Origin of the sequence: Microbacterium sp. TS-1, assembly GCF_000509385.1 — a bacterium.
GTDB classification, from domain to species: domain Bacteria; phylum Actinomycetota; class Actinomycetes; order Actinomycetales; family Microbacteriaceae; genus Microbacterium; species Microbacterium arborescens.
This window is the reverse complement of sequence record NZ_BASQ01000001.1, coordinates 560,730-583,227: the sequence shown is the minus strand read 5'-3', so window position 1 is coordinate 583,227 and position 22,498 is coordinate 560,730. Positions and strand designations below refer to the sequence as shown.

General features: G+C 70.3%; 23 protein-coding genes and 1 tRNA gene. 11 read left to right on the top strand and 13 right to left on the bottom strand.

Going from position 1 to position 22,498, the window contains the following annotated elements; genetic code table 11:
• The first annotated feature begins 40 nt into the window (after positions 1–40).
• Positions 41–1,609 (top strand): MBL fold metallo-hydrolase, encoded by a 1,569-nt coding sequence (locus MTS1_RS02735; protein ID WP_023951202.1) that lies wholly within the window; start codon positions 41–43, stop codon positions 1,607–1,609.
• A gap of 30 nt (positions 1,610–1,639) precedes the next feature.
• Here the strand turns inward: MTS1_RS02735 and MTS1_RS02730 are convergent, their stop codons facing one another.
• The 6 genes from MTS1_RS02730 to MTS1_RS02705 are packed head-to-tail and all read right to left on the bottom strand — an operon-like array spanning position 1,640 to position 6,681.
• Entirely contained in the window at positions 1,640–2,515 is an 876-nt protein-coding gene (locus tag MTS1_RS02730; protein ID WP_023951200.1) for a prenyltransferase, read from the bottom strand.
• Complete coding sequence (locus MTS1_RS02725) at positions 2,512–2,814, bottom strand: lycopene cyclase domain-containing protein (RefSeq protein ID WP_023951198.1); 303 nt, start codon at positions 2,812–2,814, stop codon at positions 2,512–2,514. The genes MTS1_RS02730 and MTS1_RS02725 overlap by 4 nt, the downstream gene beginning before the upstream one ends.
• On the bottom strand, positions 2,811–3,158 hold the full coding sequence (locus MTS1_RS02720; RefSeq protein ID WP_023951196.1) for a lycopene cyclase domain-containing protein: 348 nt from the start codon (positions 3,156–3,158) through the stop codon (positions 2,811–2,813). The genes MTS1_RS02725 and MTS1_RS02720 overlap by 4 nt, the downstream gene beginning before the upstream one ends.
• 3 nt (positions 3,159–3,161) lie before the next feature.
• The gene (gene crtI / locus MTS1_RS02715) at positions 3,162–4,757 is read right to left on the bottom strand and encodes a phytoene desaturase family protein (protein ID WP_023951194.1); all 1,596 of its coding nucleotides are present in this window, start codon (positions 4,755–4,757) and stop codon (positions 3,162–3,164) included.
• Positions 4,754–5,629: a squalene/phytoene synthase family protein gene (locus MTS1_RS02710; RefSeq protein WP_023951192.1), complete on the bottom strand. Its 876-nt coding sequence runs from the start codon at positions 5,627–5,629 to the stop codon at positions 4,754–4,756. The genes crtI and MTS1_RS02710 overlap by 4 nt, the downstream gene beginning before the upstream one ends.
• Positions 5,626–6,681, bottom strand: a complete 1,056-nt coding sequence (locus MTS1_RS02705; RefSeq protein ID WP_023951190.1) for a polyprenyl synthetase family protein — start codon at positions 6,679–6,681, stop codon at positions 5,626–5,628. The genes MTS1_RS02710 and MTS1_RS02705 overlap by 4 nt, the downstream gene beginning before the upstream one ends.
• Before the next feature lie 175 nt (positions 6,682–6,856).
• Between MTS1_RS02705 and MTS1_RS02700 the strand changes: the two genes are divergently transcribed.
• Positions 6,857–7,243 carry a MarR family transcriptional regulator gene (locus MTS1_RS02700; RefSeq protein WP_233494890.1) on the top strand — a complete coding sequence of 129 codons (387 nt, stop codon included), beginning with the start codon at positions 6,857–6,859 and terminating at the stop codon, positions 7,241–7,243.
• 115 nt (positions 7,244–7,358) lie between these two features.
• Here MTS1_RS02700 and MTS1_RS02695 read toward each other — a convergent pair.
• Positions 7,359–7,432 (bottom strand) — tRNA-Met (locus MTS1_RS02695).
• Positions 7,433–7,567: 135 nt separating this feature from the next.
• Between MTS1_RS02695 and MTS1_RS02690 the strand changes: the two genes are divergently transcribed.
• Positions 7,568–8,083 carry a DUF6328 family protein gene (locus MTS1_RS02690; RefSeq protein WP_023951186.1) on the top strand — a complete coding sequence of 172 codons (516 nt, stop codon included), beginning with the start codon at positions 7,568–7,570 and terminating at the stop codon, positions 8,081–8,083.
• A complete protein-coding gene (locus MTS1_RS02685) occupies positions 8,080–8,898 on the top strand; it encodes a carbon-nitrogen hydrolase family protein (protein ID WP_023951184.1) in 819 nt (272 codons plus the stop codon). The genes MTS1_RS02690 and MTS1_RS02685 overlap by 4 nt, the downstream gene beginning before the upstream one ends.
• On the opposite strand, the gene MTS1_RS02680 is transcribed toward MTS1_RS02685, so the two are convergent.
• Positions 8,872–10,071, bottom strand: coding sequence for an aminotransferase class I/II-fold pyridoxal phosphate-dependent enzyme (locus tag MTS1_RS02680; RefSeq protein WP_023951182.1), 1,200 nt, complete (start codon positions 10,069–10,071; stop codon positions 8,872–8,874). The genes MTS1_RS02685 and MTS1_RS02680 overlap by 27 nt on opposite strands.
• A 100-nt stretch (positions 10,072–10,171) precedes the next feature.
• Between MTS1_RS02680 and MTS1_RS02675 the strand changes: the two genes are divergently transcribed.
• Genes MTS1_RS02675 through MTS1_RS02665 form a run of 3 tightly spaced genes read left to right on the top strand, consistent with a single transcriptional unit; the run spans position 10,172 to position 14,392 of the window.
• On the top strand, positions 10,172–11,653 hold the full coding sequence (locus tag MTS1_RS02675; RefSeq protein WP_023951180.1) for a S1C family serine protease: 1,482 nt from the start codon (positions 10,172–10,174) through the stop codon (positions 11,651–11,653).
• 43 nt (positions 11,654–11,696) lie between these two features.
• Positions 11,697–12,944, top strand: coding sequence for a CDP-glycerol glycerophosphotransferase family protein (locus MTS1_RS02670; protein WP_023951178.1), 1,248 nt, complete (start codon positions 11,697–11,699; stop codon positions 12,942–12,944).
• Positions 12,944–14,392 (top strand): CDP-glycerol glycerophosphotransferase family protein, encoded by a 1,449-nt coding sequence (locus MTS1_RS02665; RefSeq protein ID WP_023951176.1) that lies wholly within the window; start codon positions 12,944–12,946, stop codon positions 14,390–14,392. Before MTS1_RS02670 ends, MTS1_RS02665 begins: the two co-directional genes overlap by 1 nt.
• Before the next feature lie 31 nt (positions 14,393–14,423).
• Here MTS1_RS02665 and MTS1_RS02660 read toward each other — a convergent pair whose 3' ends face one another.
• Positions 14,424–15,515, bottom strand: a complete 1,092-nt coding sequence (locus tag MTS1_RS02660; protein WP_023951174.1) for a glycosyltransferase family 2 protein — start codon at positions 15,513–15,515, stop codon at positions 14,424–14,426.
• 56 nt (positions 15,516–15,571) lie between these two features.
• Here MTS1_RS02660 and MTS1_RS02655 point away from each other — a divergent pair, with 56 nt between their 5' ends.
• Positions 15,572–16,840, top strand: a complete 1,269-nt coding sequence (locus tag MTS1_RS02655; protein ID WP_023951172.1) for a CDP-glycerol glycerophosphotransferase family protein — start codon at positions 15,572–15,574, stop codon at positions 16,838–16,840.
• A 20-nt stretch (positions 16,841–16,860) separates the two neighbouring features.
• Here the strand turns inward: MTS1_RS02655 and MTS1_RS02650 are convergent, their stop codons facing one another.
• From MTS1_RS02650 to MTS1_RS16775, 4 genes are all read right to left on the bottom strand, one after another.
• Positions 16,861–17,082 carry an SCO4848 family membrane protein gene (locus MTS1_RS02650; protein ID WP_023951170.1) on the bottom strand — a complete coding sequence of 74 codons (222 nt, stop codon included), beginning with the start codon at positions 17,080–17,082 and terminating at the stop codon, positions 16,861–16,863.
• Positions 17,079–18,041 carry a hypothetical protein gene (locus tag MTS1_RS02645; RefSeq protein ID WP_023951168.1) on the bottom strand — a complete coding sequence of 321 codons (963 nt, stop codon included), beginning with the start codon at positions 18,039–18,041 and terminating at the stop codon, positions 17,079–17,081. The genes MTS1_RS02650 and MTS1_RS02645 overlap by 4 nt, the downstream gene beginning before the upstream one ends.
• A 38-nt stretch (positions 18,042–18,079) precedes the next feature.
• The gene (locus MTS1_RS02640; protein WP_023951167.1) at positions 18,080–18,772 is read right to left on the bottom strand and encodes an NTP transferase domain-containing protein; all 693 of its coding nucleotides are present in this window, start codon (positions 18,770–18,772) and stop codon (positions 18,080–18,082) included.
• Positions 18,773–19,001: 229 nt separating this feature from the next.
• On the bottom strand, positions 19,002–19,451 hold the full coding sequence (locus tag MTS1_RS16775; RefSeq protein ID WP_052007567.1) for a hypothetical protein: 450 nt from the start codon (positions 19,449–19,451) through the stop codon (positions 19,002–19,004).
• Positions 19,452–19,725: 274 nt separating this feature from the next.
• Here MTS1_RS16775 and MTS1_RS16770 point away from each other — a divergent pair, with 274 nt between their 5' ends.
• From MTS1_RS16770 to MTS1_RS02625, 3 genes are read left to right on the top strand one after another with little or no spacing between them, the layout of a single operon-like run.
• Positions 19,726–20,628, top strand: a complete 903-nt coding sequence (locus MTS1_RS16770) for an ABC transporter ATP-binding protein (protein WP_233494889.1) — start codon at positions 19,726–19,728, stop codon at positions 20,626–20,628.
• A complete protein-coding gene (locus tag MTS1_RS02630; protein WP_023951165.1) occupies positions 20,604–22,139 on the top strand; it encodes a hypothetical protein in 1,536 nt (511 codons plus the stop codon). The genes MTS1_RS16770 and MTS1_RS02630 overlap by 25 nt, the downstream gene beginning before the upstream one ends.
• A 23-nt stretch (positions 22,140–22,162) precedes the next feature.
• Positions 22,163–22,429 (top strand): DUF3039 domain-containing protein, encoded by a 267-nt coding sequence (locus MTS1_RS02625; protein ID WP_023951164.1) that lies wholly within the window; start codon positions 22,163–22,165, stop codon positions 22,427–22,429.
• Positions 22,430–22,498: the final 69 nt, after the last annotated feature.

Below are 22,498 nucleotides of genomic sequence, written 5' to 3'. Positions count from 1 at the left end.
CTCACGTAGACTCGACCAGTCGCAACAGGAGGTCATCGTCATGCGCATCACAGGCCTGGGACACGCCGGAATGTTCATCGAGACGGCAGGGGGCAGCATCCTCTGCGACCCGGTCGTCGGACCGAGCTTCTTCGGCTCGTGGTTCCCGTTCCCCGACAACCGGGGGCTCGACTGGGAACGCTTCGGCCGCGCCGACTTCCTGTACATCTCGCACCGGCACCGCGATCACTTCGACCCGGCACTGCTGCGAGCGCACGTTCCCACCGACATCCGTGTACTGCTGCCGGATTACCCGACCGACGATCTCGAACGGGATCTGCGTGAGCTGGGGTACGACAACATCATCTACACGCAGGCGGGCGTGCCTCTCGAGTTCGGCGACCTGAAGGTCATGGTCACGCCGCTGCGGGCGCCGAGCGACGGACCGATCGGCGACTCGTCGCTCTCGGTCGACGACGGCACGGGGTCGGTGCTGAACCAGAACGACTCGCACCCGCTCGACCTCGAGAAGCTGATGTCGTTCGGAAAGCCCGACGCCTACTTCACGCAGGTGTCGGGCGCCATCTGGTGGCCGATGGTCTACGACCTGCCGCAGGACGCCAAGCAGAACTTCGCACAGCTCAAGCGCGATGCGCAGAACAAGCGCGCCATGTACTACATCGACAAGGTCGACGCGCCTCACGTCTTCCCCATGGCCGGGCCGCCGATGTTCCTGCGCGAGGAGCTCTTCCGGTACAACGGCTGGGGCGAGCAGAACGACTCGATCTTCACCGACCAGGCGCAGTTCCTGGCGCACATGGCCGAAGAGCGACCCGACCAGAAGGGATATCTGTTCGTTCCCGGGACGCAGGTCGACCTGAACGACGGCGCCCTCCAGGTGACGCAGACGCTCTACACGGATGCCGAGATCGAGCGCATCTTCTCGGACAAGTGGAGCTACCTCGCCGAGCAGCGCGACAGCCGCCAGGAGGAGATCCGTGCCGAGGTCGAGCGCCGCGCCCCGATCCTGCCGCCGGAGGAGATGCTGGCCGCGATCAAGCAGTGGTGGGAGCCGCTCCTGCGGCGCGCCCGGACCATCCGCAACGGGGTCGGCGGCATGGTTCGCTTCCGCATCGGCGAGCTGGACATGGTGGTCGATTTCCCGAAGGCGAAGGTGCGCGAGTACGCGGGGGAGGAGTGCATCTACTGGTACACCATCCCCGCTGACCTCGTCTCGACGAACATCCGCGACCATGAGATCGATTGGTCGAACTCGATCTTCCTCTCGATGCAGTTCGAGGTCGGTCGCAGCGGCAAGTTCAACGAGTTCCTGACGACCTTCCTCAAGTGCCTTTCGCGCGATCGCATCGAGTACGTCGAGAACTGGTACGCCGAGCAGTCGGATCAGACCGAGGATGCCGAACTGGGCGACTGGACGGTGCAGCGGCGCTGCCCGCATCTGCGGGCAGACCTCACGAAGACGGGCAAGATCGAGGACGGTGTGCTCACCTGCTCGCTGCACGACTGGAAGTGGGATCTCGCGACCGGGCGCTGCCTGACCACACAGGGGCACCCGATTCGCGCGAGTCGCATCATCGAGACCGCGAGCGCGACCGACTCCGCCGCCTGATCTCGTCGATGCGCAACGGGTGGTGGCCGATCACGTCGTGATCAGCCACCACCACACGAGCAGCAGCGTCACGAGGAAGCCGCCGAGCTGGTTGAGCCAGAGGAAACGGTCCCAGCCCGCGGTCGCACGCTCGCACGTCTCGTCGGTGATGTTCCGGAACGGCCACAGCGTGATGAGGTATGGGACGGCGACGAGCGCCGCGAGCGGCCCCGGCCACGTCGTCGCGAGCATGAGCGCGCCGGCCAGGGCGTAGCAGGCCAGGGCGAACCGCACGGTCCACCGGGCTCCGCGCACGGTCGCGATGGAGGCGATGCCCGCCTCGCGGTCGGCGCCGACGTCCTGGACCGCGCCGAAGGCGTGCGAGGCGATGCCCCATGCGGCGAAGGCCAGCAGGATGACGGCGAGCTGCCAGGTCCAGGTGGCGCCCGACAGCACGAGCCCGTACGCCGCCGGGGAGAAGAAGTGGATGCTGCTGGTGATCGAGTCGGCGAACGGCCTCTCCTTCAGTCGCAGCGGCGGAGCGCTGTAGAAGACGACGAAGAAGAGGCTCGCAGCCAGGACGAGCCACGACAGCGGCGAGCCCACAGCGACGAGGTAGGCGACGAAGGGCAGGCACGACAAACCTGCTGTCCACAGCGTCGCCCGGTGCACGCTGCGATCGAGGATCGCGCCGTGCGCCCCGCCCTTGCGCGGGTTCCGCAGGTCGGACTCGTAGTCGAAGACGTCGTTGATGCCGTACATCGCGAGGTTGTACGGAACGAGGAAGAAGAGCGTGCCGATGACGAGCGTCGCGTCGATCTGGCGCGTCGTGAGGAGGTAGGCCGCGGCGAACGGATAGGCCGTGTTGATCCAGCTCACGGGACGTGAGGCGACGAGGAGCTGACGTGCGAGCGCGGTGGCGGTCATCGGTTCGGCTTCTCCAAGAGGGTCGCGACGGCCGGCACCAGGAAGGCTGCGCACAGCGGGTATGCGAAGTCCTCGAGCGGTGCGAGACCGATCCGGATGCCGCTGAGGTGCTCCTCCGGGTAGGTGAACAAGCCGGCGGCGATCATCACGTTATCGAAGACGGCCGTCAGCAGGATGAGCACGACGGCGGCGGCTGTGGACCAGACCATGCGCGCGCGGAAGCGCGGCCGCCGGGCCGATAGCGCGGTCACGACGACGGTCGCGACGACGAACGGGATGACGATGAGGGGATAGGTCACGGCGCGGCATCCGTTCGGCGTCTCTCGCGGCCCGTCCGCTCCCGCCACCGCCGCGCTCCGCCGTAGGCGACGAGAGCGAGGTAGCTGAGGAACAGCAGGAACACCGGCTCCTCGAGCGGAAGATGCGGGGCGAGGTCGATGCCGAGCAGCGCGGCACTGGTGCCCTTCACGAAGACGCCCGTGGTGATGCCCACGGCATCCCACAGCAGGAAGAACACCGTCCCCAGCAACGCGGCGATCACCGTCCGTCGTCGGTCTCGCCAGAACGCGAGCCGGAACCGCCGGTCGAGCAGCCCGACGCCGCAGAGCGACACGAGCAGGGCGATCAGGTACGACCCCGGCACCGCTCAACCGGCGGGCGTCGCGGGCTCGGGAAGCGGTCCGGCGGTCGTGTCGCCGCGGAGGCGCTTGACCACCAGCTCCGCCGAGATGAGGCACATCGGCAGTCCGATCCCCGGCAGCACGGAACTGCCGGCGTAGTACAGACCGGGCACTTTCTTCGAGGCGTTGCCGGGACGGAAGAGCGCACTCTGCCCGAGCGTGTGCGCGAGACCCAGGGAGTTGCCGCGCCACGCCCCGAGATCGCGGGCGAAGTCGGCGGGAGCGATCGTGCGTCGGACCGTCACTCGCGACGCGAGGTCGGTCACGCCCGTCCACTGCGCGATCTGGGCGATCGCGCGGTCGGCAGCCGCCTCGATCGCGGGATCGCCGCCGCCGTCCACGCCCCCGTGCCCGAGCTCCGGGTCTGCGGGGATCGGGACGAGGACGAACAGATTCTCCGAGCCGTCGGGTGCGACTGTGTCGTCCGTCGCGCTCGGCCGGCATACGTACAGCGACGCGGGATCGGGGATGTGGGTGTCGCGGCCCGAGATCGCGTCGAAGTTCTCGCGCCAGCCGCGCGTGAACAGCAGCGTATGGTGCGACAGCTCCGGGATCTCTCCCTCGACCCCGAGGAGGATCAGGAGCGCACCGAAGCTCGGGGTGCGCTTGCGCCACCAGCGCTCCGGGTAGGACTGCCGGTCGGGCGGCAGCAGCACGGTCTCGGTGTGGTGCAGGTCGGCGGTCGAGACGACGATGTCGGCCGGGATCTCCGTCGTATCGGCGAGACGGACGCCCGTCGCCGAGCCATCGTCGGCGGTGAGGATCTGGGCCACCGGGGTACCCGTGCGCACGTCTACGCCGCGCTCGCGGGCGAGACGTTCGATCGCCGCGATGATCTCGGTGAAGCCGCCGCGCGGGTAGAGCACCGCGTCATCGAGATCGAGGTGGCTCATCAGGTGGTACAGGCTCGGCACGTCATACGGTGACGAGCCGAGGAAGACCGCCGGGTAACCCAGCACCTGGCGGAGCATCGGGTCGTCGAATCGGCTCTCGACGAAGCGGTTGAGCGATCGGGTGAGCAGCGGCGCGAGCATCGGCGCCCGCTTGAGGATGTCGGGGTCGCGGAGTCCCTCCGACGTGGCGTAGGTGTCGTACAGGAACTTCGACACGGCCAGGTCGTAGGCGTCGGCGGCGGAATCGAGGTACTCGTCGAGCCGAGCGCCCGCCCCCGGCTCGCGGCTCTCGAACAGTGCGGTCGCCTCGGCACGTCCCGACACGACGTCGATGTGCTCGCCGGCGCCATCGCCCTCCGGCTCGGCGTACACGCGGTATGCCGGCACGAGAGGCACCAGGTCGAGTTCGGCCGCAGCGCTCGTCCCGAGGAGCGCGAAGAAGTGGTCGAAGACCTCGGGCATGAGGTACCAGCTCGGGCCGGTGTCGAACCGGAAGCCGTCGCGCTCCCACGAGCCCGCGCGCCCTCCCGTCTCGTCTCGCGCCTCGACGACGGTCACGGCGTATCCCTCGTGGGCCAGCAGAGCGGCCGTGGAGAGCCCGGCGATGCCGCCGCCGATCACGACGGCGCGCGATCCCGGGGCCGCCTCGCCGGCACGTGCCCGGCTCATGCGCCGGCCCGCAGGGGAGCGGCGCCCACCGTCGCGCGGGCCGCGAGCCCGAGCTTGACGGTGTTGGGTACGCGCACCCGCTGGTCGGTGTCACCGGCACGCCTCAGGCGACGCGAAAGCGCGGTGAAGAGATCATGGGCCGCGGTCACCGCTCGGCGACAGTCGGCCGGCAGGAGGGGGATGATGGCGCCCGCCGCGTCGAGGTCGGCGTCGATGCGGTCGAGGACGTCGACGCGTGACGAGGTGCCGCCGGCGCCGTCGACGCCGAGGTAGTCGCGTCCGAGGGATCCGACGTCGTGGGGGAGATCGCGCAAGAAGTTCACGTCCTGAAAGGCTGCGCCGAGGCGGCGTGCGCCGTCGACGAGGGCGGGGTCGGCGGGACGCGGGTGCGAACCGCCGGCGTTGACGAAGGTCTGGAGGCACATCAGCCCGACGACCTCCGCCGAGCCGTAGACGTAGGAGTCGTGCGAGCCCGCGTCGTGGGACGTCACCTCGAGATCGGTGCGCATGGACGCGAAGAACGGGCGGACGAGATCGGCGCCGATCCCGCACTCCCGGGCCGTCGACGCGAATGCGTGGACGATGAGGTTCGCACTGAACCCTTCATCGACGGCGACCAGCGTCTCCGTCTCGAGGGCGTCGAGGACGCGGCGTTGAGCCGATAGGGGCATGCCTGCCTGTTCGGCGGAGCCGTCGACGATCTCGTCGGCGATACGGACGAGGGCGTAGATGTTGCGGACGTGCGGGCGCACGCGCGGCCCCAGCAGGCGGGCTGCGAGGCCGAACGAGGTCGAATAGGCCGAGATGACCACGGCGGCCGCGTCGCGCGCCGTGCGGTCGTACAGCGCGATGGCCGAGTGGTCGGGGTTCACGGGATCCGTCCTTCGATGCCGTCTGCAAGCTGCTCGATGAGGGCGCGCGGGGCGGGCGGCAGCTCGGTCGCCCGACGCCGTACCGAGGCGAGCGTCTGGCCGATGAGCGTCACGAGCTGCTCTCGGGCACCGCTCGCGTCGAGCTCGCGCTGTGCCGCCTGCACCGCGATGGGTCCGGTCGGCGCCATCGCGAGCGCCGACGACACCTGAGGCCACGACGCCGACTCGCGCGCGAACGAGATCAGCGGTGTCCGCTTGGCCTCGCGGAGATCCGCGCCCGCGCCGCGGCCGGCCTGAGCTTCGTCGCCGAAGGTGCCGATCAGGTCGTCCACCAGCTGGAAAGCCAGGCCCAGGTCTGCTCCGACCGACATCAGTACGGCGCGATCGCCGTCGTCGGCATCGGCGAGCACGGCGCCCGCAGCGAGGGGAGCGCAGAACGAGTAGACCGCGGTCTTGTCGTGCGCCGTGCTGAGCAGCTGTGCGGTCTCGGGCTCGGTGGGCACGACCGCCTGCTCCACATCGGCGAGCTCGCCGATCGCTGACACGAGCACGGCGTCGTCGAGCAGGTCGAACAGGGGTACCCGCTGAGCCGACGCGACGTCGGCGGTGGCGACGAGACGCGCCGCCTCGTAGAGAAGGATGTCGCCGGCGAGGACGGCCGCGGCATCGCCTACCCGCTCGGCGTCGTCAGCGCTGACGCCCAGTGACCGCGCGTGCGACCGGAAGGTCCCGCCGACGTTGGGAACACCGCGACGCTCGATGTCGCGGTCGATCAGATCGTCGTGGATGACGAACGCGCTGTGGAGCAGTTCGAACGCTGCCGCGACATCCCAGAGCCCGGGCGCGCTCCCGCGGTCGCCGCTGAACGCGTCGAACGCCGCGACGACCAGCGCCGGGCGGAACCGCTTGCCGCCGGCTGTCGCCGCGGCGGCGGCGCGGATGAGGGCGAGCGCCGACGAGCCCCGCGGGATGGCCCGCTCCGTGAGCCGGGTGAGGACCTCGTCGAGCGCGCGATCGACAGCGGCTCGGCTGTCATCGGGCAAGGAGATCACGTTCACCGTCCTGGATATGCCGTTTGCAAGGCGTTTTTGCTAGCTTAACTAGCGTTTGAGCCGATGATAACCAGGCTCGAGAGGTGGTGTCCACATGGCTGACCCGAATGCCGAGGTCTCGAGAAATCGTGTAGAGCGATCGGCTCTGGAGGCCGTCAGAGCCTTCAGCGACGCCATGGATCGCATGCACACGGGGCTGCGTTCCGACATGGATATGAACGCCACCGACCTCTCGGCGCTGCGCATGCTCAGCATCCGGGAGCAGCGCGGCGAGCTGGTGAAGCCGCACGACCTCGCTCGTCATCTCGGCATATCGAGCGCGTCCACGACGAAGATGCTCGACCGCCTGGCGAAGGAAGGGTTCATCGAGCGCGCGCCGCATCCGAACGACCGGCGCGCGCTGATCATCACGCTCACGGAGTCGTCACGTCGGGACTTCGGTCGCCACTTCGCTGCCCGGCTGATGCGCATGCGGGAGGCGATGGGGCCCTTCAGCTCCGAAGAGCTCGGGGCGGTCACGCGATTCCTCGACGGCATGAGCGAGGCGATGCTGGCCGACTGATTCCGGTGCCGCCGAGCTCCGCTCGGGCTGATGTTCCGCGTTCGGCGGGCTTGCGCCGCGCGAGGAGCGCACACGACGAAGGCCCCGTCTTTCGACGGGGCCTTCGTGTTTTCTGTTGCGGGGACAGGATTTGAACCTGCGACCTCTGGGTTATGAGCCCAGCGAGCTACCGAGCTGCTCCACCCCGCGGCACAAGAGATAACACTAGCACGGGCTCCGCGGGTCGTCCAATCGGGGCGCCATCCGAAGCGCACTCGGGCGTGTCGCATCGCAAACGGCATCCGGGTATTGGCGTCCGCGACCCGGGGCGAGGAGGATACCGACATGAGCCCCGCGACCCCGGTCGCCGACCGAGGCGATGACGTCGCAGACGACGGCCGTGCCGAGTCGGCGGATGAGCGTGCCGACCGCAACTGGAACGAACTGCTGCAGGAGCTCCGCGTGCTGCAGACGGGCACCCAGATATTGACGGGGTTCCTCCTGGCCCTCGCCTTCCAACCCGCGTTCCGCGACCTGAATGGACCGCAGCGGGTGTTCTATCTGACCCTCATCGTGCTGGCGGCCCTCAGCGCGATCGTCGCCCTCTCCCCGGTCGCACTTCACCGCGGCCTGTTCCGACGCCGGGCCAAGCCTGCCGTGGTCGCCTTCGGCCACACGGCTCTGCTTTTCGCGCTTGTGACGGTGTCGGTCCTGCTGGTGGGCGTGGTCGTCTTCGTCTTCGACGTCGTCGTCAGTACTGCGGCATCCTGGATAGTGGGGGGCGCGCTGGCGTTCCTCATCGCCGCGCTGTGGGTGGTCTCGCCGCTCATCTACCGCCACCGCCGTTCGGAGGACCGATGACAGCTCTCGCCGTCGCTCAGTTCGCACCCGCCGCCGATGTCGACGACAACCTCCGCGCGATCGCCGGGTTCGTCGAACGGGCTCGGTCGCGCGGAGCCCGGGTCGTGCTCTTCCCGGAGTACTCGAGCTATTTCGTCGACCCGTTCGACCAGACGCTCCGCGAGAACGCCCAGGACCTCCAGGGCCCGTTCGTCGAGGGGCTGCACAAGCTCGCACGTCTCCACGGCGTGTACATCGTCGCAGGCCTTCTGGAGCGGGCGTCGGACGCCGAACGCGTGCGCAACACGGTCGTGGCCGTCGGCCCCGACGGGCTCGTCGCGTCGTATCGCAAACTGCACCTCTACGACGCCTTCGGGCAACGCGAGTCCGACTGGGTCGAGGCCGGTGAGATCGCGCCCCCGGAGACCTTCGAGATCGACGGTGTGCGCTTCGCTCTGATGACCTGTTACGACCTGCGGTTCCCCGAGATCGGCCGCGTCCTCGCCGACACCGGCGCGCACGTCGTCCTCGTTCCGGCGCAGTGGGTGCGCGGTCCGCTCAAGGAACTGCAGTGGAACACGCTTCTGCGGGCTCGCGCGATCGAGAACACCCTCTTCGTCGCGGCAGCGGACCATCCACCGCCGCTGGGGGTCGGCAACTCCGGCGTGTTCGATCCGCAGGGCGTGGAGATCGCCGCGGTGGGAACATCGAGCGACGTCGCCGTCGCGCACGTCGACGTCCATGCGGTCGAGCGCGTGCGACGCGTCAACCCCGCGCTGCGGCTGCGTCGCTTCGAGGTCGTCCCGCGCTCAGAAGGCCCGCGCGAGTCGAGCTGACGCCTCGGCAAGGACGTCCGGGCGCTTGCAGGCGGCGAACCGCACCAGCGTCGCGTACTCGCCCCGGTGCGCCGGCGAGGCGAAAGCCGTCAACGGGATCGCCACGACCCCCGCACGGTCCGGCAGCTCCCGGCAGAAGGCATCGGCGTCGGATGCCCCGAGGGGTGCGGTGTCCGCGACGGTGAAGTACGAACCCGCGGGAGTCGACACCGCGAAGCCGGCCTCGCGCAGACCGGCGCCCAGGAGGTCGCGACCCGCGCGCAGGCGGTCGGCGATGCCCGAGAAGACGGCGTCGGGGAGCCGCAGTCCGGCGGCGACGGCAGGCTGGAACGGGCCGGCGTTGACATACGTGAGCCACTGCTTGACGGCGAGAACGGCGCGGACGAGGTCGGCGGGACCCGTGACCCACCCGACCTTCCAGCCGGTCACCGAGAACGTCTTGCCCGCGGACGAGATCGACAGTGTCCGCTCTGCGGCACCGGGCACGGTCGCGATCGGAACGTGCGGCGCGTCGAAGGTCAGATGCTCGTACACCTCGTCGGTGACGATCACGGCGTCGTGGCGATGCGCCAGGCGCACGATCTCCTCGATCGTCTCGGGCGAGAAGACCGTACCCGTCGGATTATGCGGATCGTTCACCAGGATGAGGCGGGTGCGATCGGTGACGGCTGCCGCGAGCTCGTCGAGATCGGGTTGGAAGTCGGGCCACCGCAGCGGCACGCCCACGAGCCGGGCACCGGATAGGGCGACCAGGGCCGCGTACGCGTCGTAGTAAGGCTCGAAGACGACGATCTCGTCGTCCGGGCCGTCGACCAGTGCGAGCACCGTGGCGGCGAGCGCCTCGGTCGCACCGGCGGTCACCAGCACCTGCGTGTCGGCGTCGAGCTCGATGCCGTACCAGTGCGACTGGTGATCGGCGATGGCAGCCAGCAGCTCCGGCTCGCCGCGCCCCGGCGGGTATTGGTTGCGTCCGTCGGAGATAGCCGCCCGAGCGGCTTCGAGCACCTCCACGGGACCGTCCTCGTCGGGGAAGCCCTGGCCCAGGTTGATCGCGCCCGTCCGAGCCGCGAGCGCTGTCATCTCCGCGAAGATGGTGGGAACGGGGGAGCCTTCATCGGTGAGCAGGCCGGCGCCGCGTGCGGCGCGGCGCCAGGCGCCGGGAACCTCGTGCATCCGGTTCACGCTACACGCATAGGCGTGTCCCAACCTCGGCATAGGCAAACCACAGCATCGCGCGGCAACCTGTTCTTGCTTGGACAAAGGAGCAACCTCGATGAGCGACCAGAACTTCCCCGACGACCGCACTCCCGACGCGCGAAGCGACGCCGAGCAGCCTGCCGACCACGCCCGTACATCGCCCGTGTCGGCACCTGATGCGGCAGCGGCGCCGCGCACAGATGCGACCATCCCGCCCCGCCCGCCCCTGCCCGGCGCCCCGGCAGACAGCGGGTCGACGTTCCACACGCAGCCGACCCAGCCCTACGGCCAGCCCGCGCCGCACGCCGGTGCGGCTTTCGGTCAGCCCGCCACCGCCACCGCCCCCGAACCGCATGACCGCACCAGGGTCGGCGGCGGCAAGATCGCGGCCATCCTCGTGGCCGCCGCGCTCGTCGGCGGAGCGGCCGGGGTCGGAGGAGCCGCGGCGGTGGGCTCGTCCTTCGTGTCCGCGCCCGCGTCGCAGAGCTCGGGCCCGTCGTCGATCACCGTCAACAACCCCGACTCGGTCAACGCCACCACGGCCATCGCGACCAAGGTGCTGCCGAGCGTCGTGACCATCTCCGCGTCGGCGGGCACCTCCGGCGGCACCGGTTCCGGCGTCATCCTGAGCGACGACGGCTACGTGCTCACGAACACCCACGTCGTCACCCTCGACGGTGCCACGGGAGACCCGGAGCTGTCGGTCACCACGTCGGACGGCCGGGTGTACGCCGCCACCATCGTGGGAACCGACCCGACCTACGACCTCGCGGTCATCAAGCTGACCGATGCCTCCGGGCTGACCCCGATCGAGTTCGCCGACTCGAGCAAGCTCAACGTCGGCGACCAGACGGTCGCCGTGGGTGCCCCCCTGGGGCTGTCGAACACGGTGACGACGGGTATCGTCAGCGCGCTGAACCGCTCCATCCAGATCGCGTCGTCCGCAGCGCCCGAGTCCGAGGGCGGGACGCAGCAGGAGGAGACTCCCGGCGGTCGGACGCCGTTCGAGTTCGACTTCGGCCAGGGGCAGCAGACCCCCTCGCAGCCGAAGTCCTCGATCGCGATCTCGGTCATCCAGACGGACGCCGCCATCAACCCGGGCAACTCCGGTGGCGCCCTCGTCGATGGCAAGGGCCGCCTGATCGGCATCAACGTCGCCATCGCGAGCGCCGGCGGTGCATCCACGGAGGCCGGCTCCATCGGCGTCGGATTCGCGATCCCCTCGACGGTCGCCGAGCGCGTCGCCAACGAGATCATCGACAACGGCTCGGCCACCCACGGCCTGCTCGGCGCGACCGTCGGTGATGCCGCCTCCGCCCCGGGAGCGACCCGTGCCGGCGCCCTCATCAACGAGGTCACCGCCGGGGGCGCCGCGGCATCCGCGGGTCTGCGCAACGGCGACATCGTCACGCAGTTCAACGGCATCGCCATCACCGACCAGGTCGACCTGACCGCTCAGGTGCGGGCGCTGGCCGCCGGCAGCGAGGCGAAGCTGACGTACGTCCGCGACGGCCGCGAGCAGACGGCGACCGTCACCCTCGGCCAGTTGCAGCAGTAAACGCCGTACCGGCCCGGACGCCACCCCGCGATAGGCTCGCGGGGTGGCGTCCTTCTCGTTCGGCGCGGGCAACGTACGCAAGGTCCTGCGCATCCCCGTGTATCTCGCGGGACGCCTCGCCACCTTCGTCATCCCGCGGGACCGATCCGCGTGGGTCTTCGGGTGCGCCGTGGGGATCGCGGACGGAGCGCTCGCTCTTTGGCAGGCCGCGCCCCGCCGTCGGGCCGTCTGGGTGGTGTCTTCGCCGCGCCAGGAAGAGGAGGCGAGACGACGGGGCATCCCGACCGTGCAGCGCGACTCGTTCGCCGGTTTCTGGCGCACTGCCCGCGCGGGTGTCGTAGTCGTCACCCACGGCCTCGGCGATGTCAACCGATACGGCGTCGGCGGTGCGTTCCTCGTGCAGCTCTGGCACGGCATCCCGCTCAAGCGGATCGGCCTGGATTCTCCGGTGACGACGGAACCCGGGCGGCTGGCCGCCGTTCCCGGCATCCGGTGGCTCCTCGCGCTGGCGTACCGGCGGGCGCAGGCGCAGATCGATCTGCTGCCCGCAGCATCCCATCGTGTCCGCGGCCGGCTGGAGAGCGCCTTCGGACTCGACGACGCCCGTGTTCCCGTCCTGGGCGAGCCCCGCGTGGACGTCCTCTCGCCGCCCGACCCGCCCGCCGCGCGGCGCGAGGCACGGCGGCTGCTCGATGACGTCCTCCCGGGGCTGTCGGACGCGCGTGTCGTCCTCTACGCGCCGACGTGGCGCGACGGCGAGCCCGACCCGGCGACGCCCGACTCGGCGGACTGGCAGGGGATCCTGAGCGTCTTGGAGACCCATGACGCCGTTCTCCTCGTGCGATCGCACCCGTTGGGTGGCGGGGACTATACGCCTCCCGCGGCGACGCGTCGCGTGCGCATGCTGGGAAGCGACCTCGTTCCTGATGTCACGCCGTTGCTGGCCGCCGTGGACGTGCTCGTCACCGACTACTCGTCTCTCGCATACGACGCGGGGCTCGTGCCCCTGCCGACGCTCTTCCTCGCGCCGGACGTCGAGCGTTACGCGCGCACCCGCGGCTTCTACGGGACCTATGCCGAGGTCGCCGGCGACGACGCGGCACGGTCGTGGGCGGTCTTGTGCGCACAGCTGGACGCTGTGCTGGGGGATGAATCCGAGGCGGACCGTCGGCGGTCCCGTGCGGACCGACTGAGCCGCCGGATGCATGCGTGGCGAGACGGACGGAACGCGCGGCGCGTGCACGAAGCCATCGTCGCGGCGGTGCCGGAATCAGCGGGGGAGCGGTCGTGATGCGCATCGGTTTCGGCGGCGAGGAGCTGCCGGTGATGACGGTGACCGGTACCGGGGATGTTCCCGCCCGGATCGAGATCGTCGGTCCGCGCGCCGGAGCGCGCGGCGAGGTGACCGCCGGCGACGGCGGCTGGACCGCGCGCCTTCCCCTGCACGCCGCGCGCTGGGGAGGCCCCGAGCTCCCGCTGCCGTCCGGCAGCTACGCCCTCGTCGTGGACGGCGTCCCGGCACAGGGCGAGGATCAGGCCGACGGCGCGGGCGCGGAACTGAGAACGCCCCTGCTCCGCGCGAGTTGGGACGGAGCACGGCTCGCGATCGCCCCTCCCGTCGACCCGGCACTGGATTCGGGCGAGGGGCGCCGCGCTCTCGAACAGCGCTACGCCGCACACCGCGGCCCCCTCGAGAACGCCGTGTTCTTCGAGAGCTTCTACGGCCGGAGCGCGAGCGACAACCCGCGTGCCATCGACCGCGAGCTGGCGCGGGCAGCCCCAGGGGTCACCCGCTATTGGAGCGTCGTCGACCTCTCGGTCGCCGTGCCCGAGGGGGCGATCGCCGTCGTCGACGGCAGCCCCGAGTGGTGGCGAGCCCGCGCGGTGGCACGCCTGCTCGTGGTCAATGACTGGCTGCGCCGACCGTTCGTCCGCAAGCCGGGGCAGGCTGTGCTGCAGACCTGGCACGGCACACCGCTGAAGCGACTGGCCCTGCATCGACCCGGCTTCGACCCTCGCCGGGCGCTGGCGGTGTTCCGCGAGAGCCGGCGCTGGGACATCCTGCTGGCACAGAACCCGTACAGCGCACGCGTGCTCCGTGCCGCCTACGCCTTCCGTCGCAAGCCCGTGTGGGTGGAAGGGTATCCGCGCACCGACGACCTCCACTCCGGCGACCGGGATGCCGCGCGCGCGGCACTCGGCATCGAGGCGAACGAGAAGGTCCTGCTCTACGCGCCGACCTGGCGGGATGACCGACAGACGATCGTCGATTTCCTCGACCTGCCTGCCCTCGCCGCGTCGACGGGCGCGGTCGTGCTCGTGCGCGGACACTCGCGCACACTCGCCCCGGGAACCGACGAGCGCGGCGCGCGCGTCATCGACGTGACGTCGCACCCCGATCTCGCCGCCCTGCAGCTCGCCTCGGACGCCCTCATCACCGATTACTCCTCGGTGATGTTCGACTACTCGGTCACCGGCCGTCCCATCTACTTCTTCGTGCCCGACCTCGAGCACTACCGCGGCAAGCTGCGCGGCTTCTACTTCGATCTCGCCGAGTGGGCACCAGGCCCGATCGTGCGCACGCAGGATGATCTGGTCCGAGCAATCGCGGCGGACGAGGCCGGTGACCCCGAGCGCTACGCACGCTGGCGTGCGCGTTTCAACCCTCGCGACGACGGGAGTGCTGCGGAACGCGTCGTTGCGCGCATCCTCGACCAGGGGCTCGTCTCGCGCGACTGAGCAGGACCGAGCGAGAGCGGGCAAAGCGGAGTCAGGGCAGCGGCGTGTTGCGCGCCAGGCGCGATGTGTCGACAGTGCCCCGGGCACCGCGCGCGGCGCCCTGCAGGAAGCCGACGCCCCAGGAGAGATGCATCGACGGCAGGACCGCGAGCGTCCACAGCCGGTCGCGCAGACTCCGGCCCCCACCGCGCCCCGCCGCGACGACGGCGACGAGCGCGGCGTAGGCCGCGATCGGAAGGTGCAACAAGGACAGCAGGATGCCGGTGCGCCCCGACAACGCTCCCGACAGCTGGACCGCACCCACGACGAGCGACGCCGCGGCGGCGATGACCAGCAGCGGGGGAGCGAAGAAGCGCAGGCCGTTCCGCCGGCCGAAACGCCGCACGAGCTCTCCTCGCCAGGAGCCGGTGGCCCGGAACTGCCGCACCAGGCGAGCCCAGCTCTCGCGAGGCCAGTAGGTGACGTGGAGGTCGGGGTCGAACCATACGCGGTACCCGGCGCGTCGGATGCGGAGATTGAGCTCCCAGTCCTCGCCGCGGCGGATGCCTTCGTCGAACAGCCCGACCTCGTCGAGCACGCTGCGCCGCATCACGCCCAGGTAGGCCGATTCCGCCGGGCCTTCGTCGGTTCCGCCGTGGTAGGCGCCGCCGCCGAGTCCGATGCGCGAGTTGTATGCCCGGGCGACGGCTCGCTGGAACGGGCTCCGCCCCTCGGCGCGCATGACTCCGCCGACGTTCGCCGCCTGCACCCGGGCGAGCGTCTCCAGCGCCGCTCTGGTGTAGCCGGGCTCGAGCTCGGAGTGGGCATCGACCCGGACGATCGTCGGATAGCGGGAGCTGCGGATCGCGATGTTCAGGCCGACGGGGATATGGGCGGCGGGGTTGCGCACCAGGCGGATCCGCGCGTCTTCGTCGGCCAGTCGGCGGGCGACGGACTCCGTGCCGTCGGACGATGGGCCGAGGGCGAGGATGACCTCGATCGGGGCGTCGAGCTCTTGGGCGAGCACGCTGCGCACCGCACGTTCGAGGTAGGCGCGCTCGTTGAGGACGGGCATGACGAAGGACACGCCCGCGTCCGGGGCCGGGACAGGCGCGGGACGCCAGCGGTGCGCGTCGTCATGCATCCGTCGATCATGTCACGCGTCCCGGTCCTGGCTCGCACCCTCGGTACCCTGGAGGGGTGGGAATCATCGCTGACGTGCGCAAAGCCGTAGCCCTCGTGCGGCGGGCGGTATCGAACCGAGCGGCGTACGTCGACGTGCGGCGCTCCCTCGCGCTACTGCCGAAGCCGGCGACCGACCACTTCCGCATCGCCGTCTACTTCGCCGACGGCGAGGTGAACATGTACCAGATGCGGCAGTGGTACAAGCCGCTGCAGCTCCTCGCCGAGACCTGGCCGGTCGTCGTCATCAGCCGCAGCGCGACGGGTGCGCAGGCGCTTCTCTCCGACGGCGCGCTGCCCGTCGTCTTCGCTCCGACCGTCCGGGCGCTCGAATCGGTGGTCGCGGCCCAGGACATCCGCATCGTCCTCTACGTCAACCAGAACACCCGCAACTTCCAGATGTTCCGGTACGGGCACCGGTGGCACGTCTTCATCAACCACGGCGAGTCCGACAAGATGTACATGACCACCAACCAGTTCAAGGCGTACGACTACGCCCTGATCGCCGGTGACGCGGCCCGCGAACGGCTCGGCCGCGTCCTGTGGGACTACGACCTCGACGCGCGCACGATAGCGATCGGACGGCCGCAAGCGGATCACTTCTCGGGTGCGCTGCCGTACCCCGACGACGGACGCCGCGTCATCCTCTACGCCCCGACGTGGGAGGGCGACCGGCCCGCCGCGCACTACGGCTCGATCGCCTCGCACGGCGAATCGCTCGTCTCGGCCGTCCTCGCCTCACCGCGGCATCGGCTGATCTATCGCCCGCACCCTCGCTCCGGCGTCGTGGATGCGGCGTACGGCGACGCGCACCGACGCATCGTCGCCGCCATCGCCGCGGCCAACGCCGCCGACCCGCTCGCGCATCACGTCTATGACGACGGGCCGGAGCTGGGCTGGCAGCTGGCCGCCGCCGACCTCGCCGTCGTCGACATCTCGGCCATGATCTACGACCGGCTGGCGGTGGCGAAGCCCCTGCTGGTGACCCGTCCGGTCGACCCTGCGGCGCTCGTCGACAGGGGCGGCTACCTCGCCGACGCCGCGTGGCTCGATGCGGACTCCGCCGCGTCGATCGTCGAGATCGCCGACCGCGTCGCCGACGACCCGGAGGCCACGCAGCAGCTCCGCGTGTGGTCGCACCACTACTTCGGCGACACATCGCCCGGCGCGGCGACGGCACGATTCCACGCTGCCATCGAGCTGCTCATGCAGCGGTGGGCGGAGTGGGACGCGCGCACGGTGACGGTCGCAGACGAACGCGACGAGGCCGAGCTCGACGACGCCTGACCCGCGGCCCCGCCCGAGGCTCAGAGCGCGGCGGCGCCGATCATCACCGCGCCCACCACGAACAGCGCCGCCAGCACGAGGGCGATGACGACGAGAACGAGGTGCACGGTGAAGAACCGGGTGCGCCGGCCCGCGGCATCCGTCGCGCGCGGATCGCGCGCTACCCGCCGCAGGAACGTCGGCCAGGTGACGACGTTGAACAGCGCCCCGACGATGAGGATCGACATCAGGAAAGCGGTCATGATTCCTTCCCGCCGTCGAGATCGTGCTCGGCGCCGGCGGCGGGTTCATCAGTGCCGCGGTCGTCTGCGATCGCGCCGCTGCGTTCGCCACGCCGGAACGGACGAGAGGCGAGCGTGCCGATCTGACGGCCTCCCTCGGCGAAGACGCCGCTGATCCGCCGCGCCACGAGCCCGGCGCCTCGTCCGATCGGTTGATCTTCGTCGCGTGATTCGAGCGCCGCAGGGAAGCTCGCGGGAACCACCCCGAACGCGCGGCGGGCGCCGGAGATCACACGGCGGCCGAGAACGTGGTTGCCGGTTCCGCCGATCGCGGCACCGATGCCGAACGGGAGGGCCTTGCCCACGACGGACGCCCCGCCGGCGGCGGCGAATCGGCGCACGAACGCGTGCTTCAGCCGGTCGAGGACCGGGCCGACGGCGGTGCGGGGGAGCGAGGACGTGACGAGTTCACCCCAGTAGGAACTGCGGGGGCCGCCTTTTCCGCTCGCCTGCTTGGCGAACTGCCCCACCAGGTCGGCGCCCTCACGGCCGAGCATGAGTGCGAGCACGAGCGCCCGCGCGCGGTCGGGGTTGTCGACGGGGATGCCGTGCAGTTCCGCGAGCGACTGGGCGAACAGCGCCGTCGCCTCGAGGAACCCCGCCGTCTCCACGCCGCTGAGCGCGAGGGTCGTCGCCGTGCCGATGCCCGGGATCACGGCCGTCGCGCCGACTGCCGCGCCGCCCGTGGTGACGGCGGTCAGATAGCGGCGCTCGAGCATCTGCACGACCTGTGCGGTCGTCGCCTCGGGATGCCGGTGGTGGATGCCCCGCAGGTGCGCCAGGACGACCGGACGCTGGACTGCGAGGAGCCGGTCGAGTGTCCGGACGCTCAGCGGATGCTGCCCGGCGCCGGCCTCGCCCGCGTCGCGGCGCGGAGCGTCGTCGGGAAGGGAGTCGATGCGGTGCACCTTACGGGCCATGGCACCCATCCTCTCGCGCCTGCGGCGCGGCGGCGCCGTCAGACGTACAGGTTCGCGCGCTCGAGGTCCTCGGCGAAGTCGACCTCGACGGCGTACAGGTCGGAGATGTCCATCGGCTCGAGCCGGAGGCCGTTCTCGGCGACGGCGAGCTCGAGACCGCGCTCGAAGTAGTCCTGGTCGTCGACGCGGCCGAGCTGCGCGATGAGCGCCTTCTTGTCGCGCGAGGAGATGTAGTTGATGCCGACCGCCTCGCCGATGCCGCCGCGGACGGTCTTGGAGAGCGCGGCGATGAAGCCGTCGGCACCGACGGTGTACTTCACTTCCTCGTCGCTGACCTTCGCGGTGTTGACCGTCACGAACGACTGGTCGCGCTCGATGAGCGCGACGGCACGGCCGAGGACACGCGGATCGAAGACGACGTCGCCGTTCATCCACAGGACGCCCCCGCGCCCCGACGCCTTGAGCGCGCGCAGCAGGCTCTGCGACGTGTTCGTCTCGTCATAGCGCGCGTTGTAGACGTAGTCGACATCCGGGAAAGCGTCGACGATCGTCTCGGCGCGGTAGCCGACCACGGTGGTGATCCGGGCATCGTCGCCGAACGCCGCGCGGATGTTGTCGTGCTGCTGCTGCATGATGCTGCGGCCGTCGTTCAGCTCGGTGAGCGGCTTGGGGAGAGAGCGGCCCAGGCGGGAGCCCATCCCTGCGGCGAGGATCACGATCTGAAGGGCCACGAGTATCTCCTGAAGTTACGAGTTAGATCAGCATTCACCGGAGCGACACCCCGGGACAGCGTTTTTCATGCTAGCGACCCGATCTGGGAGGTCGCCCGAACACCCGCAGCCGTTGCGCTTTCGTGACCTTGCTGGTAGCGCGATTCTCGGTGTTCCCCCATGACGTGGAGCCTCGGCGCAGACGGCCCGCTTGATAGGTTTGAGGCGTGACAGACGACTCAGCCACCCCTCAGCACGAACAGCGTGGCGCGTCGCCTGTCGGTACGTCCGCGCCGCCTCTGCCCGACATCCCCGCGGAGGTCGCGGCCGCCGAGCTCGCGGTTGCGGCAGCACCCTCCGCGGGCTCGTCCGAGCGAGCCACGACGGCGACCAAGAAGGGCTCTCCCCGGACGACGAAGCCACGCAAGCCGCGTGCATCGGGCTCGACTGGCGCGAAGAAGGCCCCGCGGAAGCCGCGCTCCACGGACGCGGCGCCGGAGGCGGGGGCGACACCGCCGAAGCCGGAGATTCCCGCCGCCGTGGCGGCGGCGTCGTTCGTGGCGTCTGCGGAGGACGCGGGCCCGAAGGCCGTGGAGATCGTTCCCGAGGCGGTCGACGAGGCCGTCGCAGCCGATGCGACCCCGTCGGAGGCGGCCTCGGCCGGTGAGTCCGCCGGCGAGACGTCTGCGGATGGTGCCACCCAGACCGCACCTGATGAGGATGCCGTTGCGGAAGCCGTGGCTTCCGCGGACGTCGCACCCGAACCGGAGCCCGACGCCGAACCTGAGCCTGAGCCTGAGCCTGAGCCGGAGCCTGAGCCGGAGCCTGAGCCTGAGCCTGAGCCTGAGCCTGAGCCTGAGCCGGAGCCGGAGCCTGAGCCTGAGCCTGAGCCGGAGCCGGAGCCGGAGCCTGAGCCTGAGCCGGACCCGGAGCCTGCGCCCGAGCCGGAGCCGGACCCGGAGCCGGAGGGCGTCGTGGCTCCGGACGAGGGAGGGGAACCGGAGCCCGAGGCGGCCGCTTCCGACGATGACGCCGAGCCCTCCGAAGAGGTCGTCATCGCGACGGTGGCTGCAAGCGGCGTCACCTCGGCGCACGATTCCGAGGACGTCGCCCCGAGCGCTCCGGCGTTGCGCCTGCGGAGCGTCACGAAGGCCTACGGTGAGGCACGCGCGGTCGATCGCATCGACCTCGAGATCCCCGCAGGATCCTTCTACGGGCTCGTCGGTCCCAACGGCGCGGGAAAGACGACGACGCTCTCGATGATCGCGGGCCTTCTCCGCCCCGATGAGGGAGCGGTCGAGATCGCGGGGATCGACATCCGTCGCGACCCGGCCGGGGCGAAGCGGCAGATGGGCGTTCTCCCCGACCGGCTGCGCACCTTCGACCGTCTCTCCGGCCGCCAGCTCCTCTACTACTACGGGGTCCTGCGCGGACTGAAGCCCGCCGTCGTCGAGAACCGCATCGCCGACCTGGCTGCGGCATTCGATCTGACCGACGCACTCGGACGGAGCGTCTCGGACTACTCGGCCGGCATGACGAAGAAGGTCATGCTCGCAGGCGCGATGATCCACGCGCCGCGACTGCTCGTCCTGGACGAGCCCTTCGAGTCGGTGGATCCGGTGTCGAGCGCCGTCATCCTCGACATCCTGCAGAAGTACGTCGATCACGGCGGCACCGTCATCCTGTCGAGTCATGGGATGGAGCTCGTCCAGCGCGCCTGCTCCGGCGTCGCGGTCCTCGTGGGCGGCCGCATCCTGGCTGCGGGCACCGTCGACGAGGTACGTGACGGACGCACGCTCGAACAGCGGTTCCTCGAACTTGCCGGCGGGACGAGCGCGGTGGAGGGCCTCGAATGGTTGCACACGTTCTCCGACTGAGGTTCGACGTCCTCGTCGGGGCACTGCGGTTCCACCGTGCCCGCGCGCTCGCAGCGCTCGCAGCGACCGTGGTTCTCGTCGGCGCGATCGTCCTCGCGCTCCTGCGTCTGCAGGATGCGCCCTACGCCAGCGCTCTCGTGGTGCTCGCCGTCGGCGGTGCGGCCGTCTCGGCATGCTTCGCCCTCGTGCCGCTGGTCACGCCCGTTCGCGACCCGCTCGATCCGCGTGCCTTCATCGTGACGGGTCGTGACTGGCGGCTCGTCGCCGCGTCGACGGCTGCGGCAAGTCCGCTGAGTCTGCCGTCGGCGGCTGTGATCGTCGTGTCGGTCGCTGTCGCGCTCACCTGGATCGCCCACGGCGTCGACCCGGTGGCCGCCGTCTTCGGCGCGGCGCTGATCGTCGTCACTCAGCTCCTCCTCGCGCGGGTCGCGCTCGGAGTAGCCGCTCTCGTGCTCGCGGAGCGTCGATCGCGGGAGCTCACGACCCTGCTGCTGCTCGGCATCGGCGTGGTCGCGATTCCGGTCGCGGTCTTCCTGGCCTCGCTCAACTGGGAGGACGGCGTCCCCGGCCCGCTGCTCGCGGCCGTGGGGACGCTCGCGGTCACCCCCATCGGGGCGGCTTGGGTTCTCCCGCTCGACCCCCGGCCGACCGTCGTCATCGTCGCGGTCCTCACGGCGGCGGCGTTGGCCGTGGCATGGATCCTGATCGTGCGGCGGATGCTCACCCACACCGAACGGCCCGTTTCCGTGCGCGAGCGCCGCGGGCTCGGCTGGTTCACCGTGACCCCCGGAACGCCCGGGGGCGCTGTCGCGGCGCGCTCTCTCGTCTACTGGCTGCGCGATCCCCGTTACCTCGTCGACATCGCGATCATCCCGGTGGCGTCTGTCGTCGCGGTCGTACCGCTCGTCATCGTGGGCGTGCCGCACGAGATCGCCGCGCTGATCCCCGCGCCGCTCATCGCGCTCCTGCTCGGCTGGGTCGTCCACAACGACCTCGCGTACGACGGTTCGGCCGTCTGGCTGCACATCTCGAGCGCGGTGCGCGGTGCGTCCGACCGGGTCGGTCGACTGGTGCCGCTGCTTCTCGTGGCGTTGCCGCTGCTCGCCATCGCGATCCCCGTCGGCATCGGCATCCACGGTGATTGGGGCGTCCTGCCGGTCATGGTCGGAGTCTGTTCCGCGCTGCTCCTCGGCGGTCTCGGTCTCTCGTCGGTCTCGTCCGTGCTCGCGCCCTACGCGGTCGCACGACACGGTGATAGCCCCTTCCAGCAGCCGCAGCGCACCGGCGGCGGGCTCGCTCAGGGAGCGGTGCTGGTGGGGGCGCTGCTCGCGGCAGCACCGGCGCTGTGGTGGTCGTGGCGGTTCCTGCTGGGCGAATCGCACGCGCAGTGGTGGGCTCTCGGCACCGGAGTCGGGGTCGGGCTCGTCGTGCTCGTGGCCGGTATCCTCATCGGCGGTCTGCTGTTCGACCGGCGCGGGGACCGGCTGATGGCATTCGCCGAGACGACCTGACCGTTCGCCGATAGAATTCCCGCATGAGCACTCCTCTCGATTCTCCCGACCAGGGCGGTCTCGCGACCCTCGACCGTGAGCTCGAAGAGCTCATCCGCGAGGAGACGATCGAGCCGGGCGACCACGAGCGGTTCTCGCACTACGTCAAGAAGGACAAGATCCTCGAGTCCGCGATCACCGGTAAGCCCGTGCGCGCGCTGTGCGGCAAGAAGTGGACGCCCGGTCGCGACCCCGAGAAGTTCCCGGTCTGCCCGACCTGCAAGGAGATCTACGAGTCGATGACGCGTTGACGCGTCGCTGCTGAACTCGCGAAAACGCACCGCCCCGCCGAGAGTGCACCGTCATGGGTGCGTTCTGAG